Origin of the sequence: Exiguobacterium acetylicum (assembly GCF_022170825.1) — a bacterium.
Lineage (GTDB): Bacteria > Bacillota > Bacilli > Exiguobacteriales > Exiguobacteriaceae > Exiguobacterium_A > Exiguobacterium_A acetylicum_B.
Map to the genome: position 1 here is coordinate 1,755,490 of NZ_CP081878.1, position 17,155 is coordinate 1,772,644.

Genomic DNA, 17,155 nt, shown 5'->3' on the forward strand with positions numbered 1-17,155 from the left:
AAAGTAGTATATGCTTGTTCCATACATAATCGATCTTACATTGAAATGAGGTTTTAACTTTGAAGACTACAACCATTTGTTGTCTCGTCGCGTCTAAAACGCCTGGTTATCTCACTCGGGAACTCCCGACACTCGGCATTCATGACGTTCAAATTCGCACTCTTGCTGGTGCCGTCAGCATTGGCGCCGAGCTCCCGCAATGGCTTGAACAAGACATGACGATAACCGACTATCACTATCCGCTCGAGACTGGTTATGAGAGTTACGGCGAAGTAATGGCTGTTGGCGACGCGGTTCAAATCGTCAAGCCAGGTGATCGTGTCATCAGCTTTTATGGTCACAGGGATCAAGCAATCGTTTCGGATTCGAAAATCATTCTTGTTCCTTCCCATATTTCAGCACGCGAAGCTTTACTACTGATCCTGTCTTGTGACGCGGCAAAAGGCGTAAGGAAACTGACATTAACACCAGACTCACGGGTTCTCGTGACCGGAATGGGAACGATCGGTTTACTAGCGGTACACTACTTACGGCATTACTTTAATGTCCGTCAGATTGATGTCATTGAACCACTCGCTTCTCGCGCTGAATTTGCGCGCCAGTTAGGTGCATATGTCGTCACACCAAATTCAGATGTGTATGACGTCGCCATCGAATGTTCCGGACGACAGGCCGCCTTTGCCGAGCTCCAGTCCGCTGTCCGTCCTCATGGAACGATCTGTGTCTTATCGGATGGCAACCGGGAAGCCTTGACGTTAACTCCCGCTTTTCACGCAAAAGAACTACAAATTGTTGCTTCTAGTGATGGTTGGGATTATCGCAAACATGCAGACTGGCTCTTTGCAGACGAGCGTCTCGCAACCTTACCTGATTTGTTCGAACAGGAGACAACGTTTAGCAATCTCGCAAATTGTTTCACTTCCTTGATGCACTCAACGCAACTACCAATCAAAGTGTTCGTCGATTACGACAAGACATGCTGAACGCCGTTCGGATCCGTCCCTACTAGCGACGCGCCAGAGAAGACCGCTTCTTGTAAGACGGTCTTCTCCCCGCGGACGGTTTGAATTTGCGGAATCGGTCGGTCGAACAGCTTCGCTAAATCTTTCTCTAATCCTTCACGTGGCGTCGATAGGACGAGACGCACGAGTTCCGTTCCGTCAGCATCCGCAATCGCATCTTCGTGCGTTTGCAGCTCAATCCGTAATCCGTACGGCGTCTGCAAGAACGTCCGACGCTCGTTCGCTTGGATCGTGAACGATAACGTTCCTGCGCGGTCGAGAATCGCTTGCAAGTCATCCGACTGAATCAAAAACCCGATATGATCAAAACGTACCGTCTTACCGAATCCGATCGTTACGTTGACTGCTCCACGTTTCATTTCAATAATTCGAAACAAGATGTGATCTGTTCGAAAGTCGTCCCATGTCAAGGGCGGATTGAATGCATTGAATTCTCCATCTTTTTTCCCGATGCGCTGGGAAACGTGGAATCCGCGTGCTGTGTACCAGGCTTCTGTTTCTTCCAAATGTGGTGTCCAAATATGATAATGAAATAGCATTTATATACACTCCTTTTCGTTGTTCCAATCGTTCCACGTCATCACTTCGACTTGGTTTGATTCGTTCAAGTACTGTCGTAATAATGGGAGGTGTGCCGCACCGTACAGACAGACAATCCGTTCGGTCGTCTGAGCGAGTTGTAATAGACGAGTAGCAATCTTTTGATTACGAACATGCCAATAGTTATCGATCCAGATTCGCCCATTCTCCAGCCGTTCGATTTCCTTATAGACTGTAGCCGATGCTGTAATCGTCTGTTCATTGTGCAATAGATCGAGCCAATCGGAAAATGATAACTGCTCCATCGCTTGTTCTAACTGATGCGTCCGCTTCGTCTCAGTAGCAATAACCGTCTCGAACTCTTCCGGATGAAGCGCACGAATCTCTCCTAAATTCGGGACATCTGAAACAGATTCATTCCAGTCCACCCCGTGTAGATGCGCTAGTCCAGCCATTCGTGCCAAACGAAAACCAATTTGTTCCCGTTCATTATCGGTTAAATCGCTCTCGTGTTGATACGTTTCATATGTATGTTGCACGTCACCCATCCGTTCAGGTGACGTCTCAAGGGCAACGCATGTTGGTCGAAATGTGTTCAATCGGGCAATGACTTGTTTGATCTCACGTTGCCGTCGTTCTGACGTGACATCAAAAATCGTCGGACGAATCATATCTCCATTTGCTGGTCGATCAAGATGGAACATGCCCATCAGTAAAATCTGAGGTTTCATCAACACTCCCCCTTTTCCTGATTTTACCTTATCCTCTTCCATTAATGCGACAATTACATATTATGAATCTAGGCGAACGATTTTAAGTTACAGAATCGACACTAATTAGTTAACCACCCATAATCAAAAGGAAAATAATCCAATATATGGTATCATTAATCAACATTTATACAAGGAGGTTTCCCATGAAAAAAACACTCGCCATATTTGCAATCGGATTTTTCTTTGTATTAATTGGGTGTAATCCGGATGGAACAGAAGAGAACGGTAGCTACGCCATGATTGTCGTTGTTAATAACAAAGAATATAACGGAACAGAAGAAAAATTAGATGTATTAAAACAACGAAGTGCAGAGATTAGTAAAATACTTAAGAAAACAAAAGCGTATGAAATGCCTCAAGAGAACAGTCAATCGAATTCTTTTTCGGTCGGATCTACCATCTATTCTGTTAAGGGAACAGATGATTTTATCATCGTAAAAGACAAGAAAAATAAAAAATGGCTTTTACAAAAGACCAGGGACATCGAAAAAAAGTTGAACTGACTTACATTTGTGAATCATTATAAAAAATTTGTATTTTAACTAAAAAGTACAGGAACGATTTGCTTATGAGGCGTAGAGTTACAACCTTTTTCTTATCGCTTTAACTAGCACTCTAAAATAAACGCTAATATACAAAAAGTGGACAGAATGCGTCTGTCCACTCGAGTCATCCGGTTAAGCTAGATTTGACCAACAATATTTTTCCGCTTTCCTCGGCATCGATAAAAGAGACCGCTCTAACATCTAACCTAATTTCACGTCCGAACAGCAAATACAATCGCTCCATCAGAAGTTGTTCGTCTGCATCCTTGAACCGCTCCGCGTCAGGAACATAGTAGATCGAGACACTATCTGGTGTCTCCTGCACATACTGAATCCGTCCGATGCTATTTGGCAAATGTTTAACGAGACTCGACAGTTGCGCTTCAAAAATCTTTTGCCCATCCGGTTTTTGGACGAACGCTCGTCCCCTTCCATCAATCGAATCGATGATTGGTCCCGGGTGACCACAGGAGCAGGTACGCTGACTAAGCGTCATCCGATCTCCGACTCGGTATCGAATGAGTGGTGTCCCATGTGTATCAAAACTCGTCACGAGAATCTCCCCATCTACATCCAGTTCAATGATCCCCATCTCATGATGCAAATGTTTTTGCCCAAACCGACATTCCGAGACGATTGGTGCCCCTTCAGACGATGCATACTGATCAAAGATCGGTCCGTGAAACACTTCTTCGATCACTTGACGCTCCTCCGTATCGATTCGTTCAGCCGTCGGAAAGATTGCAATCGGTTGACAGGTTAAGCGAATCCCCTCTCGTTTCGCAAACCGGGCAAGTTCAATCATCGCAGATGGAAGCCCATCGATTGTTTCCGGTTGAAAACGCTCGATTGCTTCGAGATATGCTGCCATCGTTCGTGGCGATAATCGTTTCACCGTAAATAAGAGTTGATTCGCCGCTCGGTTCATCCGCCAGTAAACATCCGTCTGTTGCCGCTCCGGTACTAAATCTTGCGCTGTAAAACTCACACGACGCATCCCGCGTCGCACTCCATGCGTCGCCTTGAAATAATCGAGATGTGCCATGCGAATTTGCATATCCGGTACGGTGTATCGCACTTGAAGTGACATGCCAGTTGTTCCACCCGTTTTTCCGATAATCGGTGCAGGGATGTCCGTTCGAATTTCTTCCATCCGCGTTCGTAGTATTTCTTTTGATAACACAGGGATATTTTTGAGTTCTGATAAATCTTTTAATGGTAAGTGAATGTCATTCGAAAGGAAGAGGTGTTGGTAATAAGGGCTGTGCTCGGCACAGAAGCGAAGGAAGTCATTCAAACGATCAAGTTGGTCTGCTTCGACGTCAATCGTCATATGCTCTCGCTTGAGGAGCGTCTGAAGTCGTTCTTGATAGACCGGTCCATAACGTTCGCGATGCAATTGATACCCATAGAGGGTTGTGAAGAGGTGTTGGAGAAATAGAGGAGAGCGATTGTAAATCTGCTCTTTGATACCCATGTCATCACGTCCTTTCGCAAGGGAAGTAACGGTTACGATGACTCTACGATAGCGTATGTACCTGACAAAAATATGACAAAAAGAAAAAACTTTCAACCTGACAAATTGAGATCGTCTCGGACAGGTTAATTGCACATCACACCACTATACTGAAGTCAAGGAGGTGACAGGATGTGGCTCGAATCGATTCAACGTGTCATTGATCATATCGAAGATCATTTAGAAGATCCGCTTGATCTCAACGTTTTGACGAAAGTGGCTCATATGCAGGCTTATCCCTTACAACGGACATTTGCATTGCTTGCGATGATGACGTTACCGGAATACATCCGAGGACGACGTCTGACGCTTGCTGCCCAACAGTTGATCCAAACAGACGAAAAAATCATCGATCTCGCCTTACGGTTTGGTTATGAGACGCCAGAAGCTTTCTCGAAAGCTTTCAAACGACAACATGGTTGTTCCCCGACGTTGATGCGAAGCGAGCGACGTCCGATTCACGCCTATAACCGCCTGAGCATTCAGGTGACATTGAAAGGAATGGAGCAAATGAACTATCAACTCATCGAACGACCGGCTATACAGATTTCCGGCTGGCGGAAAAACTTCCCGACACAAGATGGTGCCCAACAACAATTGATCCCATTATTTTGGAATGACGTGAACAATTCTGGTCAAGACGCTACCTTGTTCAAACAAAATGATGGTCAGATTGAGGGTGTGATCGGGGTGTGCTCCAACTTCACGGAAAAATCAATGGATTATTGGATTGCGACGACGACAACGGAAGTCCTACCTGGTCAAGAAACGATGACGATTCCAGCGAGTCTTTGGGCAACGTTCCCGGTCATCGGTCCGATGCCACATGCCATCCAAGAGATGTGGCATCGGATCTATCAAGAATGGCTACCGTCACATGGATATGATCCCCTTCCTCACGCCGAACTCGAAGTCTATTCGTCAGGCGATCCGTCTGCATCTGATTATCAATCCGCTATCTGGATTCCGGTGCGTCCGCGAGACTAAGTTTTTTTCTACACACTAAAAGACGAGATCTTCAATGATCTCGCCTTTTCTTTATTATTCGTCAGGCATATTGTTGTTTAATCAATAACGTCTTCCCACTAATTTCTTTCGGAATTTCGGGTACTGCTCGCATGACGACATTCAATTGTCCATCAAATAATCGATCCAAGATGAAAAATAGTTTTTTCTCATGTTCTGTTTCAAAACATCGTTCATCCGGTACATATAACAGAATAACCTCATCATGCGTCTCTTGGATATATTGCACCCGTTCGATACAGTTTGGAAAAGCCCGAACGATGCCAGCAAGTTCGCCCTCAAAGACACGATGTCCGTTTCTTAACTGAATGAAGCTTCGCCCGCGTCCGTCGATTGAAGCAATGATTGGTCCTCGATGGCCGCACGGACAGGTTTCTTGACTCATTGTCATGCGATCGCCGACACGGTACCGGACGAGTGGTGTGCCATGTGTATCAAAACTCGTCACGAGAATTTCCCCATCTTCATCGCGTTCAATGATCCCCATCTCATAATGGAGATGTTTTTTCCCATACGGACATTCCGCGACGATCGGTGCTCCTTCTGAAGAAGCATACTGATCATAGATCGGTGCATGAAAGACGTCTTCGACGAGTGCTCGTTCTTCTGCCGTCATCATCTCTGCTGTCGGGAAAATCGCTTTCGGACGAAACGTACAGGTCATGCCATACTTTTTAGCATACCGTGCGACTTCAATCATTCCTGAAGGTAATCCGTCAATCGATTCCGGCTGAAACCGGTTGAGTTGTTCGATGTATGCAGCAGCCGTTTTCGGGTTAATGTTCTTGATCGAGAACAACATCTGATTGATGACCTTGTTCATCCGCCAATAAACCGGTGCCTTTTGTTGAGGTGAGGCGAGCGTTTGACCGGTAAAACTCGCACGACGCATTCCTTGATCGACACCATGGGTCCACTTGAAAAAGTCGAGATGTGCCATCCGGATTTGCATGTCTTCTTTCGTGTAATGGACTTGAATCGACTTCCCTGTCGTCCCACCTGTTTTACCAAGAATCGGCGCGTGAACTCGCGCATGAACGCTCTCATTTTTTTGTCGTAAGACTTCCTTCGTCAAGAGTGGAATCTGTTTTAGTTCGTCGATTGATTGTAAGGGAAGGTTCAATGAAATGGAAGAGAATAACTCCTCATAATACGGACTATGCGTTTGACAAAAATAAAGGAATTCGTTCAATCGGTGCAACTGCTCTGCCTGGACGTCATTTGGTTGTCCTAACTTTTGCTTCAGTTCTTGTAACCGTTGTTGATAGGCTGTACCGTACCGTTCGTGAAACAGACGACGTCCTTGTAACGTTGTCAACAAGTTTTGGATGAAGATCGGTGAATGAAAGTAGATTGATTCTTTGAGCTGCATGATGTCACTCCTTCCATAGTTTGACCACCTTTTACTGATACTTTCATCTTATTTCCAGTCGTCGCCCAACTCAATTAGTTCTTCGTGAATAAACTTAGCTTTTATTTTCATGGCGATTTATTTTTGTAAACTTTAATTCACTAACTTCTTCTCACAATATTTTTAATTACACCTTCTTCTCTCGAGATTCATCGTACACAAAAAAATCTGACCATCGAAGCGAATAGCCACTTCGTTGATCAGATCTATCGATTACACATCATGATTTAGTCGTTTGCCTCTCAAGCACGCTTATCCCATACGTCCGCAATTTAATGGCTTCGAGCACAAGCATCATCTGTTGCTCATCCGATTGTTCAATCAGTTCGATGATCGTAATCGTCGTCCGACCGTTATACAGCTGAACAAGCAGATTGGCAACAGCTTCTTTACTAGAATCTAAAAATCGTTCTGCCAAAAATTCTCGGTCAAAGAACTCGCCGCTGTCTGGGAAAAAATAGTCTGAAAAGCGCTCTAGGATTTGTGGATATGCTGTTGCAAGATACAACATCGATAACATTGCCGCATCCTGCCGTTTCCTTGATTTTAAGCGTCTCCACAACAGATCGAATCGTCGCTCATGTCCATCTTGCATGAATTGTATCGTCTGCATCATTGAGGCCCCCTCTTTTCAATCCATTAAATCATTTTATTTCCATACCTCTTTATTCCCTATTCTGTTCAACTGAATCGTCTCAGCCTGTTTCCACACGATTGAATCGACTCGATTAGGGGTAACTAAAACAGATAATGAGAGAGGAGTTTACATCCATGCCAACGCGCCTAGCTTTAGCCGGAGCCACCGGATACATTGGTCACAATTTACTGAACGAATTAAAGAAAAAATATGATGTCATTGCCCTTTCACGAAATGGTGATGATAAGGACAATGAAGAACGAGTTGAGTGGCGATCGTGTGATCTCTTTTCTCTAGACGATACGATCGCTGGTATGAAAGGAGCAGATATCGCTGTCTATCTCGTCCATTCGATGATGCCTTCTGCCAAACTGACGCAAGGCTCGTTTGAAAACATGGACTTATTGTTAGCTGATAACTTTGCCCGTGCCGCAAAAGAGAACGGTATCCGGCAAATTATCTACTTAAGTGGTATCATCCCCGAGGAAACAGAAGATTTGTCGCGTCACTTAAAGAGTCGACTTGAAGTCGAACGCGTTCTCGGTGCGTACGGCACTCCGGTGACGACGATTCGCGCTGCGTTAATCGTTGGTCCTAAAGGGTCATCGTTCCCGATTTTATCGAAGCTCGTCAAACGTCTTCCTGTCATGGCATTACCACGTTGGACGCGCAACAAGACGCATCCTGTTGCCTTACCGGACGTCATTCATGCGCTCGGTGAAAGTGTCGATCGTGATGACGTCAAAGACCGAGCAATCGATATCGGTGGACCGGAAGCAATGACCTATAAAGAGATGATTCTTAAAACGGCTGATATCATGGGCAAACGTCAACCGACGATCGATATTCCCTTACTGACCGTCAAACTGTCTCGGCTATGGGTCACACTCGTATCTGGTGAACCAAAAGAAACCGTCTATCCTCTCGTTGAAAGTATGGTGCATGAGATGGTCGCCGATCCCGAAAAAATGGTTCCAGGCATCAGTGATGGGAAAATCACATTTGAACAATCCGTTCGAGACGCGTTAAAAGAAGAAGCGGAACAAAAAGACTCTTCCTCATCCTCTTCTTCGAAACCAGACGTGCTTGACGTTCGTTCGGTTCAACGTGTCCTACTTCCGAAGGATCGTGATGCCGACTGGGCTGCTGACGATTATATGGATTGGTTGTCATCATTCGCCCGCCCGTTCCTTTCCTCATCAGTCAAAGATCAAGTCGTCGGGATCCATATTCCGTTTTATGAACAGTCGCTTCTTGAATTGACGAAAGAGCCGGTCCACGACCGGCAAATGGCGACGTACCGGATTACCGGTGGGCTGTTCGCGAAAGTCGCACAAGATAGCCGTGGACGGATTGAATTCCGACAAATCCCAGGTACACAGGAATGTATCATCGCCATCCATGAGTTCGTTCCTGCGTTGCCATGGGTACTCTATAAAGCGACACAAGCAAATGTCCACCTACTCGTCATGTACCTCTTTAAATTACACTTGTTACGTCGAGTTCACTCGACTGAACAAGAATCGACACGAGCGGACGAAATCGTTCCCTCGACTTAATCAGCCTAAACGATCCTCCCCTTGCCGGGCGGATCGTTTTTTGTCGCTTTCAGAAGGATGACGAAACTGAAAAAATCGTGATACACTGAACGATGACTGAAAGAAAGGGGTTTCATCGCATGCGCTCATTTGAGGAACGATTAACGAACCAGCTCGAGGCGACCGCTTCACTCGCCACATTGATTCAACCTTCAACGGATCAACTCCGTTTAGATAAATTAGATAAATTCGCCACGAAGTTACTGAAACGAGAGTTCACGATTGCGTTTGCCGGTCACTTTTCAGCTGGAAAGTCGAGTATGATCAATGCTTTGACAGGTGAGTCCGTCTTACCGACGAGTCCGATTCCGACAAGTGCGAACATCGTGACACTTCAGCAAGGTGACTTGGATGAAGCGATCGTCCACTTTCATGAACGACCATCCGTACGCTTAACAGATGAAGAACAACATGAACACCTTCAATCGCTTGGGAAAAGTGGCGATGTCCGGCAAATCGATTTGACGCACGCCGCGTCTGCACTTCCGCCTGGTCTCGTCTTGATGGATACTCCAGGGGTCGACTCGGTTGACGATGCTCACCGCGTGTCAACGGAATCGGCACTTCATTTAGCAGACATTTTGTTTTATGTCATGGACTACAACCATGTTCAATCGGAATTAAACTTCATGGTGACGGACGAATTACAAGCTGCGGTACTTGAATTGTATTTAATCGTCAATCAAATCGATAAACATCGCGATGATGAACTATCCTTTGAGGCGTTCCGTCGCTCGGTTCACGCCTCATTCGCGGAGCACGGTGTTGTCCCAAAAGGAATTTTCTTTACGAGCTTACGGAACCCAGATCATCCCCACAATGACTTCACAGAAGTCGAACAGCTGGTCAAACAAAGCATTCGCGACGCTCAACCTAAACTGTTGACTTCTGCTGCCATGACACTCGAAAGTCTTCATCAGGAACATATGGGTTATCTCACTCGCCTCGTCTCGGAAGCTGATGAGACGATGACAGAGCAGTTAACTGATGCCGAGCGAAACGATCCGACAACGGTGGAAACAGTGTTAGCACATGTGTCGCATCAATTAGAAGCACGTCAACCGGACCGCTGGGTACAGACATTTTCTCTGCACCGAGATCAGCTCTTGAAAAACGCGACGTTGATGCCGTTTGAATTACGCGAGAAGATGCGTCGTTTTCTCGAATCTCGTCAGCGTGACTTCAAGGTTGGACTGTTCCGTAGTACGAAAAAAACGGAAGCGGCACAAGCAGAGATCGCCCAAGACGTCATGCGTGCCTACCAGACGGTCACGGCGTCTGAAATTTCGCTCCACCTTCGCAACTTGATGAAACAATCGTTACGCGAACTTGATCTCTTGCAGGATACACACATCGTGACGATTGATCAGTTATCACTTGATCCGCCGCTTTCCGTACTCGAAAGTGCATTACCGACTGGTATTACAATCACAGGCGAGTCAGTGCTCCAGTTTACGAATCGTGTCGCCGAGCAGACGCAAGCTTGGTTTGTTAAAGAAACAAACGCGTGGCGGGAACACGTTCGTCAAGAGTTGACGGTGGCTTTCCCAAAAGAACAAGCTGAACTGCCGCAACAGCAAACGCTCCTACAACAAAAGTGGGATAGTGTTCTGGCCTGGCAACAGGCTACCGCGGCTCTCGCGCGCTATGAGAGCGGTGTCGTCAATCCGTCTGAAACACAACTCGAACAAGCACGGACCCAAGTAACCGTTTGGAAAGAACAACTGGTTCAGCAGGAAAAAGCGATCGTCTCCTTTACAGGTTTTGAGTCGGTGGCAGAAACAGCTGCCTATGAAGTTGCGACGACGATGACGGACCATCAAACCGTCCGTTATGCGCCAGAAGATGTTGCTCAAATCCGACAGCACTTAAACGGTCTACAAGGGTTTGAAGAAGCCGTTGCTTATTTAAACGATAAACTCGATCGACTAACACATCAGTCATTCACGATTGCCTTATTCGGTGCCTTCAGCGCTGGGAAATCATCGTTTTGTAATGCTTTGCTCGGAGATAAGGTACTACCGGTCTCGCCGAATCCGACGACGGCGTCAATCAACCGGATTCACCCCGTTGATGACAAACACGCTCACGGCACCGCAGAGGTCACGTTCAAATCGGAAGCTGCAATGGTCGAGGATTTGAATGAAGCGATGACGAACACGATGACGTTTGATTCAACCAAACAGGCATACGAAACACTGTTGCCACGTGCTAAAACGTTAACAGATCCATTCCTTCGCGCCTTCTTGAAGGGATTCCTTGATGTCGAGGCATTCATCGGAACCGTCCAGACCGTTGACGAGGATGCATTTAGAGCCTATGTCGCAAAAGAAGAGCGAAGCTGTTTCGTCGATGTCATCGATTTCTACTATGATAGTCCGTTAACACGACTAGGGGTCACGCTCGTCGATACACCAGGAGCCGATTCGATCAATGCTCGTCATACCGATGTTGCCTTCGATTACATTAAAAATGCCGATGCGATTTTATTCGTCACCTACTTCAATCATGCCTTTGCTCGGGCAGATCGTGAATTTTTGATTCAACTCGGTCGTGTCAAAGACGCGTTTGAACTTGATAAGATGTTCTTCCTCGTCAATGCGATTGATCTCGCTGCTTCCGACAGCGAACGTCAAGATGTCCTGAATTATGTCGCGACAGAATTGCAACGCTTCGGGATTCGCTCACCACGCCTTTACGGGGTCTCAAGTTTGCAAGGATTAGCTGAAAAACAACAAGGACTAACCGAATCGACATCCGGTTTACCTGTATTCGAGGAGGCGTTCCATCATTTCTTAGCAGAGGATTTGACCGGACTCGCTAAAGTTTCCTTATCGGAGCAGACGGAAAAGACCGTCCAGCGACTCGAGCGGTTCATTGCTGCAACAGAAGCGAACCTTTTACGAAAAGAAGAACGTTTGACCGAGCTGTCTGCCTTAGAACAACAAGTGACGGACCGGTTCCAAGAGAATCGCGCCGCTTTGATCGAACCTGCACTGAAAGCAGAAATCCATGAATTGTTGCACCATGTCGTACAGCGCATTTACTATCGTTTTCCTGATTTCTTCAAGGAAGCTTATAATCCAGTCCGCTTCGCTCAAGCAGCCAAAACGGTGGCACTACAAGATGCATTGACAGAACTGTTAACGTTCCTTCGGTTCGATTTTGAACAGGAACTACGGGTCACGCATTTCCGTGTTGATCAATGGCTTGAAGCGGCATTGATCCGTCGACAACAAGAAGAGCAACAACTCCTTGAGCAATGGAACGACTCGTTCCAACTGGCGCCTGTCACGGTCTCTTCGTTGACTGAGATGACATTTGATGGTCCTTTCGAGGATCCAACGCCTTATGTCGGTGTCAAACGCCACTTCCGGAATGCGAAAGCCTTCTTTGAGAAAAATGAGAAGGAACAGCTCAAAGAGGAACTGGCGATATTAACGAAACAGGATGCACTCACGTATACCGCCGTTCAAGAAGAACGATTGCTTGAGGTTGCAACGGCACATCTAGACGTTTCTTTAACGTCCCTTTCAGAACAGCTTTTACGTCAAGCACTCGAACAACTCGAGAGTGAACGTGCGACGTTACAAGAACAAGAGACGTTGACGCCTTATAAACAAGCAGCCGATCAAATCCGTCGTCTGACGCAACACGTCACCTCATCCTAAATAATCCAATTAATAAAGACCGAAGCGCGATGCGTTTCGGTCTTTATGTTGTATTTTGCATCACCTAGCGGGAGTCGGCCAGTACGATTGAAAATAGTGAACGATGTATTGGTGGACGTGCCGGACGACGGGGCGCAATTCTGTACCGACGAGTCGATTCAATGAGACATCCCATAACATCGGTGGATCGAACGGGATGATTCTAACGTCATCCGCATGATGAAACCGGAGAATCGGTTCCGGGAGAATCGAGATGACATCAAGTTCTTGGACCATCCCAATCAATAAGTCCCACGCCCCTGACATGAAGAAAATATTCGGTTCTTGCTGTACCTTGCGAAACTCTGAAAGGATCTGGTGATGCAACATGAATCGGTCGTTCAAGATGACGAGTGGTTCGTTTCCGATGTCACGATACGAAATGGCGGCTTTTGCTTGAAAAGGATGGTTCGGACGAACGGCAACGACAACTTCATCTTCGATCAATCGAAAACGTTCAATGCCGTATGATTCGCCTGGTTCGATTAAGACTGCTAAATCAAGTTCTTCCAGTAATAGTCGACGTTTCAGTTCAAACGCCCCTTCTTCGATGATTTCGAGTTCAATCCCGGGATGCTCCGCCATAAACTTCGGAATTAGTTGTGAAAATAAGACTGGTAAGATGACCGGCGGGATCCCAAGTCGGACTTTTCCTCGGACGACGCTCGATCGTTCACGTAGATGTCCCATTAACGCTTGATGTCGTGCTAGAACGATTTTCGCATCTTCATATAATTGACGTCCCGTTTCCGATAATCCTGTCAACCGCCCGTTTTTACGAATGAACAGTTCGACTTGTTCAACCTGTTCAAAATCCCGAATCATCTGACTGAGTGCCGGTTGGGAGATCGACAAGTGTTTTGAGGCACGTGTTAAATTACAGCCGTGCTCAACAATCGTCGTAAAAAAGAGTAACTGTCGAATATCCATCTACATCTCTCCTTACTCATCGAACCAGCGATTTTTTTTGAAAAATAAAATCATTCCTAGAGCGAGGAGTGCCATTGCCCCTAATGTCACGAAATAACCGTACCGAGTCGTTAGTTCTGGCATATAATCAAAATTCATACCGTATATTCCAGCGATGAACGTCAACGGCATGAAAATCGTCGTGAAGATCGTCAACGTCTTCATGATGTTATTCATCCGGTACGAGTTGAGGGAGATGAAATTATCTCGAAATTCAGACGTCATCAATCGGTTGTATTCGATCATCTCCGATAACTTCAATAAGTGATCGTATAAATCGCGAAAGAACGCTTGTTTCTTCGGATGAATCGAGAGTCGTTTTGATTCGACGACACGATATAGTAAGTCCCGCATCGGCATGACGGTCCGCGAGATCCGCAGTAAACGGGCTCGAAGCTCAAAGATTTCTTCCATCAAGCGACGATCGTTGCCTCGTGTCCGGTATCGTTCCTCGAGCGCAAACAATTCATCTTCTGTCGCATGGACGATCGGAAAATAACCGTCAACGATCTTATCCATGATTTTATGTACGAGGTCGACCGTCTCTTGTTTGACGAGACGCTGACTATATTGCTCAAATACAACATCGATTTCTGGTGAACGTTGCTCATGATAGCTGACGAGATGTCGATCACTTGCGAACAAGTTGATCTCACGATTCGTCAACGTCCCTTCATCGAGTGCATGGAGAACAAAAAAACTATGGTCCGTATAATACTCAAGCTTCGGACGTTGTAAGTAGTGGAAACAATCTTCGATCGCCAGCGGATGGAAATCGAAAGCGTCAATCAACATTTGTTTTTCAGTAGCTGTCGGCTGATCGAAATCAACGAAATAACGTTTGATGCCAGGCTCTTGTGTCCGAAAGACGTCATCGGTCAAAATAAGCTCATCGTCGGCATTGATCAATATACAACGAATCAACTTTTCCTCCTCCTTTTACTATGTAAGCGTACTATATTTTTACGTATGCAACAAAAAAGGATTCCCCGAACAGGAATCCCTTTTCATATGGACAATCAACCGTGTTCAATATAAAAGCCACTCCAATAGACTTGACGATACGTATACTCTTTCCCACTTTTTGTCGTCACAAGCATCTCATCTTCTGCCATGACAGCGATTTTAATCGGGACTTCGCCATGATCGGTCAAATAGTTGAGGATTTCAAGATGCCGATTCAACCAAAGGCGACGGCGGAACCAACGAAAACGACTAAATGCTGCACTGAAGTGAAGCAAGGCAAGCGCTAGGATGATCAAGGCAAAAGGAAGTGGAATATCAAACAGGGCAATCAAATAGATATCTGCGATGATCAGTGATAACGAGAGACCCATTTCCGTCATCTCCATGAAAGATGCTTTATAGGTCGCAAAGTAGGTCATCACGCGAAATAGGAAGATGATCGTGAGGTACGGTACGAAGTACATTTGAAACACATGGTCCGTGCCGCTGTTGACGAACATGAGTAGCGGCAGGAAGAATAGCAATTTCCAGATTAGGATGGCGGAATAAAATAAAGTATGATCCGTGTAGCGTTTGCGTACGATGGCTTGACTCATATTCATTGCCTTCCCCTCCTTCATGATGGACCGTTTCAAAGTCGATGATGACAGGACATGATGCCTATAAGGGTATGTTTCCGAATTCTACTGTTTCTAATCGTCTAAATCACAGTTTTTAGAAACTGTATATTTAGTATACGTGATTGATTTCAAAATGGTTCACTTTCCCCATCATTTCCCATCATTCGATGTGCTACCGATTCGATACCCACTCTTGCTAGTCGCCTGGAACTTCTACTGCTACAATATAAGATATTCCAATTGAACAGAATCGAGTTGAATCTTTCATGTACACCCATATCATCATCGGTGCCGGAATTCTTGGTGCCTCGACCGCGTATCATTTATCGAAGGCAGGTGAACGCGTCTTACTCGTCGACCGAAAAGAACCTGGTCGTGCCTCTCATGCGGCGGCGGGCATCATCTGTCCGTGGATGACACAACGACGAAATAAGGCATGGTACAGATTAGCGAATAACGGTGCCCATTTTTATAAGACACTGATTCCTGAACTCGAAGCACTCGGTGAGACGAGCACAGGCTATCAACAAGTCGGAACGATTGCCCTGCATGAAACATCAAAAATCGAGAAGATGGAGACGATTGCGCATAATCGTTTTCCGGAAGCCCCTGCCATCGAGCGCATCGAACGACTCGATCAAGAGCGTGTCAAAGCACTCTTCCCGCTCGTTGAACAGATCGAAGATGCCTTATTCGTCTCCGGTGGCGCTCGTGTTGACGGCCGTGCCTTATGTGCTGCTTTGATCCGTGGCGCTGTTGAGCATGGTGCAACCGTACTTGATGGGGATGCATCGCTTGTCCTAGAGGACGGGATCGTTACAGGGATTGAAATCGACAACGCGCAGTACACGGCTAATCAATTCATATTAACGGCTGGCGTCTGGTTAAACGATCTCCTTCGTCCGCTTAATCTTAAAATTGATTTACATCCGGAAAAAGGACAGATCCTTCAACTCGACTTGACCGATTCAACATCAACGACCTGGCCCGTCATCATGGGGCAACGCGGATTGTATGTAGTTTCGATCCATGAAGGGAAACTGATCGTCGGTTCAACGCACGAAAAACAGACGGACTATGACTTGAAACCGACCGTAAAAGGAATGCACGCCTTATTGAATCGCGCCTTACCTGTCTTACCGAGTCTCGAGGAAACGACGATTGACGAACTGCGCATCGGATTGCGTCCATATACGAAAAATTCATTGCCCGTGATCGGTCCTCTTCAAGACCATCCGAATGTATTTTTAGCGAATGGGCTCGGCGCATCTGGTTTGACGATCGGACCGTATCTCGGTAGCCAACTAGCGAAGCTTGCGAGTCACCAAACGCCCGATATTGAATGGTCGACTTATGAACCGACTTACGTACCACTCGAATCCTGATTATATTTCTTCGAAAGGAAGTACACCATTGTCTATGAAACCGGTCGTTTCTCTTGATGTATACAATGCTTTAGATCTACGCGTCGGTACGATTCTTTCCATCTCAGACTACGCAGACGGAATGGTTCAGCTTGAACTACAATTCGATGGGTTCACGCGTCATTTTTCGCTTGCTTGGGAATCACTTCGCCCAGATGTCCATGAATTGCTTGGAAAACAAGCAATCGCTGTGTTAAATATACCCGGTCGTACCCCTGAAGAGTCCGGGCGGTTGCTTGAGATCGGGCGAGCAGAACAATGGATGCCGATCCTCGTCGTACCGGAACACCCGATTCCGGAAGGTGCTCGCGTCGAGTAATTCTAATCCTATAAAAAATACTCCCGTATGTCGCTTTTAGATGGAAGCTTACATACGGGAGTATTTTGCTTTGTGAAGC

Annotated in this window: 15 protein-coding genes; 7 read left to right on the forward strand and 8 right to left on the reverse strand. The window is 46.1% G+C overall.

Annotation, left to right across the window (positions count from 1 at the left end; genetic code table 11):
- The first annotated feature begins 59 nt into the window (after nucleotides 1-59).
- Nucleotides 60-983: an alcohol dehydrogenase catalytic domain-containing protein gene (locus tag K6T22_RS09310; RefSeq protein ID WP_238236566.1), complete on the forward strand. Its 924-nt coding sequence runs from the start codon at nucleotides 60-62 to the stop codon at nucleotides 981-983.
- Here K6T22_RS09310 and K6T22_RS09315 read toward each other — a convergent pair.
- On the reverse strand, nucleotides 965-1,561 hold the full coding sequence (locus K6T22_RS09315; RefSeq protein WP_238236567.1) for a VOC family protein: 597 nt from the start codon (nucleotides 1,559-1,561) through the stop codon (nucleotides 965-967). The genes K6T22_RS09310 and K6T22_RS09315 overlap by 19 nt on opposite strands.
- Complete coding sequence (locus K6T22_RS09320) at nucleotides 1,562-2,293, reverse strand: DUF5694 domain-containing protein (RefSeq protein ID WP_238236571.1); 732 nt, start codon at nucleotides 2,291-2,293, stop codon at nucleotides 1,562-1,564.
- Between the two features lie 185 nt (nucleotides 2,294-2,478).
- Here K6T22_RS09320 and K6T22_RS09325 point away from each other — a divergent pair, with 185 nt between their 5' ends.
- Nucleotides 2,479-2,838: a hypothetical protein gene (locus tag K6T22_RS09325; RefSeq protein ID WP_238236572.1), complete on the forward strand. Its 360-nt coding sequence runs from the start codon at nucleotides 2,479-2,481 to the stop codon at nucleotides 2,836-2,838.
- A gap of 166 nt (nucleotides 2,839-3,004) precedes the next feature.
- Here K6T22_RS09325 and K6T22_RS09330 read toward each other — a convergent pair whose 3' ends face one another.
- Nucleotides 3,005-4,357 (reverse strand): phenylacetate--CoA ligase family protein, encoded by a 1,353-nt coding sequence (locus K6T22_RS09330; RefSeq protein ID WP_238236574.1) that lies wholly within the window; start codon nucleotides 4,355-4,357, stop codon nucleotides 3,005-3,007.
- Nucleotides 4,358-4,528: 171 nt separating this feature from the next.
- Here K6T22_RS09330 and K6T22_RS09335 point away from each other — a divergent pair, with 171 nt between their 5' ends.
- Nucleotides 4,529-5,383 (forward strand): AraC family transcriptional regulator, encoded by an 855-nt coding sequence (locus tag K6T22_RS09335; protein ID WP_238236575.1) that lies wholly within the window; start codon nucleotides 4,529-4,531, stop codon nucleotides 5,381-5,383.
- Between the two features lie 61 nt (nucleotides 5,384-5,444).
- Here K6T22_RS09335 and K6T22_RS09340 read toward each other — a convergent pair whose 3' ends face one another.
- Nucleotides 5,445-6,794: a phenylacetate--CoA ligase family protein gene (locus tag K6T22_RS09340; RefSeq protein ID WP_238236578.1), complete on the reverse strand. Its 1,350-nt coding sequence runs from the start codon at nucleotides 6,792-6,794 to the stop codon at nucleotides 5,445-5,447.
- Between the two features lie 259 nt (nucleotides 6,795-7,053).
- Nucleotides 7,054-7,449: a hypothetical protein gene (locus tag K6T22_RS09345; protein WP_238236580.1), complete on the reverse strand. Its 396-nt coding sequence runs from the start codon at nucleotides 7,447-7,449 to the stop codon at nucleotides 7,054-7,056.
- A 155-nt stretch (nucleotides 7,450-7,604) separates the two neighbouring features.
- On the opposite strand from K6T22_RS09345, the gene K6T22_RS09350 reads away from it, so the two are divergent.
- Both K6T22_RS09350 and K6T22_RS09355 read left to right on the forward strand, forming a co-directional pair.
- Nucleotides 7,605-9,029 carry an NAD(P)H-binding protein gene (locus K6T22_RS09350; protein ID WP_238236583.1) on the forward strand — a complete coding sequence of 475 codons (1,425 nt, stop codon included), beginning with the start codon at nucleotides 7,605-7,607 and terminating at the stop codon, nucleotides 9,027-9,029.
- A 119-nt stretch (nucleotides 9,030-9,148) separates the two neighbouring features.
- Nucleotides 9,149-12,739, forward strand: coding sequence for a dynamin family protein (locus K6T22_RS09355; RefSeq protein WP_238236589.1), 3,591 nt, complete (start codon nucleotides 9,149-9,151; stop codon nucleotides 12,737-12,739).
- Nucleotides 12,740-12,799: 60 nt separating this feature from the next.
- Here the strand turns inward: K6T22_RS09355 and K6T22_RS09360 are convergent, their stop codons facing one another.
- From K6T22_RS09360 to K6T22_RS09370, 3 genes are all read right to left on the reverse strand, one after another.
- Nucleotides 12,800-13,708 carry a LysR family transcriptional regulator gene (locus K6T22_RS09360; RefSeq protein WP_238236591.1) on the reverse strand — a complete coding sequence of 303 codons (909 nt, stop codon included), beginning with the start codon at nucleotides 13,706-13,708 and terminating at the stop codon, nucleotides 12,800-12,802.
- Between the two features lie 12 nt (nucleotides 13,709-13,720).
- Entirely contained in the window at nucleotides 13,721-14,671 is a 951-nt protein-coding gene (corA, locus tag K6T22_RS09365) for a magnesium/cobalt transporter CorA (protein ID WP_238236593.1), read from the reverse strand.
- A gap of 95 nt (nucleotides 14,672-14,766) precedes the next feature.
- Complete coding sequence (locus K6T22_RS09370) at nucleotides 14,767-15,315, reverse strand: hypothetical protein (RefSeq protein WP_238236594.1); 549 nt, start codon at nucleotides 15,313-15,315, stop codon at nucleotides 14,767-14,769.
- Between the two features lie 284 nt (nucleotides 15,316-15,599).
- On the opposite strand from K6T22_RS09370, the gene K6T22_RS09375 reads away from it, so the two are divergent.
- Both K6T22_RS09375 and K6T22_RS09380 read left to right on the forward strand, forming a co-directional pair.
- Nucleotides 15,600-16,718, forward strand: coding sequence for an NAD(P)/FAD-dependent oxidoreductase (locus K6T22_RS09375; RefSeq protein WP_238236595.1), 1,119 nt, complete (start codon nucleotides 15,600-15,602; stop codon nucleotides 16,716-16,718).
- Between the two features lie 28 nt (nucleotides 16,719-16,746).
- A complete protein-coding gene (locus K6T22_RS09380) occupies nucleotides 16,747-17,076 on the forward strand; it encodes a hypothetical protein (RefSeq protein ID WP_238236596.1) in 330 nt (109 codons plus the stop codon).
- Nucleotides 17,077-17,155: the final 79 nt, after the last annotated feature.

Bases quoted from the DNA above. Each gene is read 5' to 3' on its own strand.
- K6T22_RS09315 (WP_238236567.1), bottom strand. From the start codon at position 1,561: ATGCTATTTCATTATCATATTTGGACACCACATTTGGAAGAAACAGAA.
- K6T22_RS09375 (WP_238236595.1), top strand. From the start codon at position 15,600: ATGTACACCCATATCATCATCGGTGCCGGAATTCTTGGTGCCTCGACC.
- K6T22_RS09370 (WP_238236594.1), bottom strand. From the start codon at position 15,315: ATGAATATGAGTCAAGCCATCGTACGCAAACGCTACACGGATCATACT.
- K6T22_RS09360 (WP_238236591.1), bottom strand. From the start codon at position 13,708: ATGGATATTCGACAGTTACTCTTTTTTACGACGATTGTTGAGCACGGC.
- K6T22_RS09325 (WP_238236572.1), top strand. From the start codon at position 2,479: ATGAAAAAAACACTCGCCATATTTGCAATCGGATTTTTCTTTGTATTA.
- K6T22_RS09350 (WP_238236583.1), top strand. From the start codon at position 7,605: ATGCCAACGCGCCTAGCTTTAGCCGGAGCCACCGGATACATTGGTCAC.
- K6T22_RS09340 (WP_238236578.1), bottom strand. From the start codon at position 6,794: ATGCAGCTCAAAGAATCAATCTACTTTCATTCACCGATCTTCATCCAA.
- K6T22_RS09330 (WP_238236574.1), bottom strand. From the start codon at position 4,357: ATGGGTATCAAAGAGCAGATTTACAATCGCTCTCCTCTATTTCTCCAA.
- K6T22_RS09335 (WP_238236575.1), top strand. From the start codon at position 4,529: ATGTGGCTCGAATCGATTCAACGTGTCATTGATCATATCGAAGATCAT.
- K6T22_RS09320 (WP_238236571.1), bottom strand. From the start codon at position 2,293: ATGAAACCTCAGATTTTACTGATGGGCATGTTCCATCTTGATCGACCA.
- K6T22_RS09355 (WP_238236589.1), top strand. From the start codon at position 9,149: ATGCGCTCATTTGAGGAACGATTAACGAACCAGCTCGAGGCGACCGCT.
- K6T22_RS09345 (WP_238236580.1), bottom strand. From the start codon at position 7,449: ATGATGCAGACGATACAATTCATGCAAGATGGACATGAGCGACGATTC.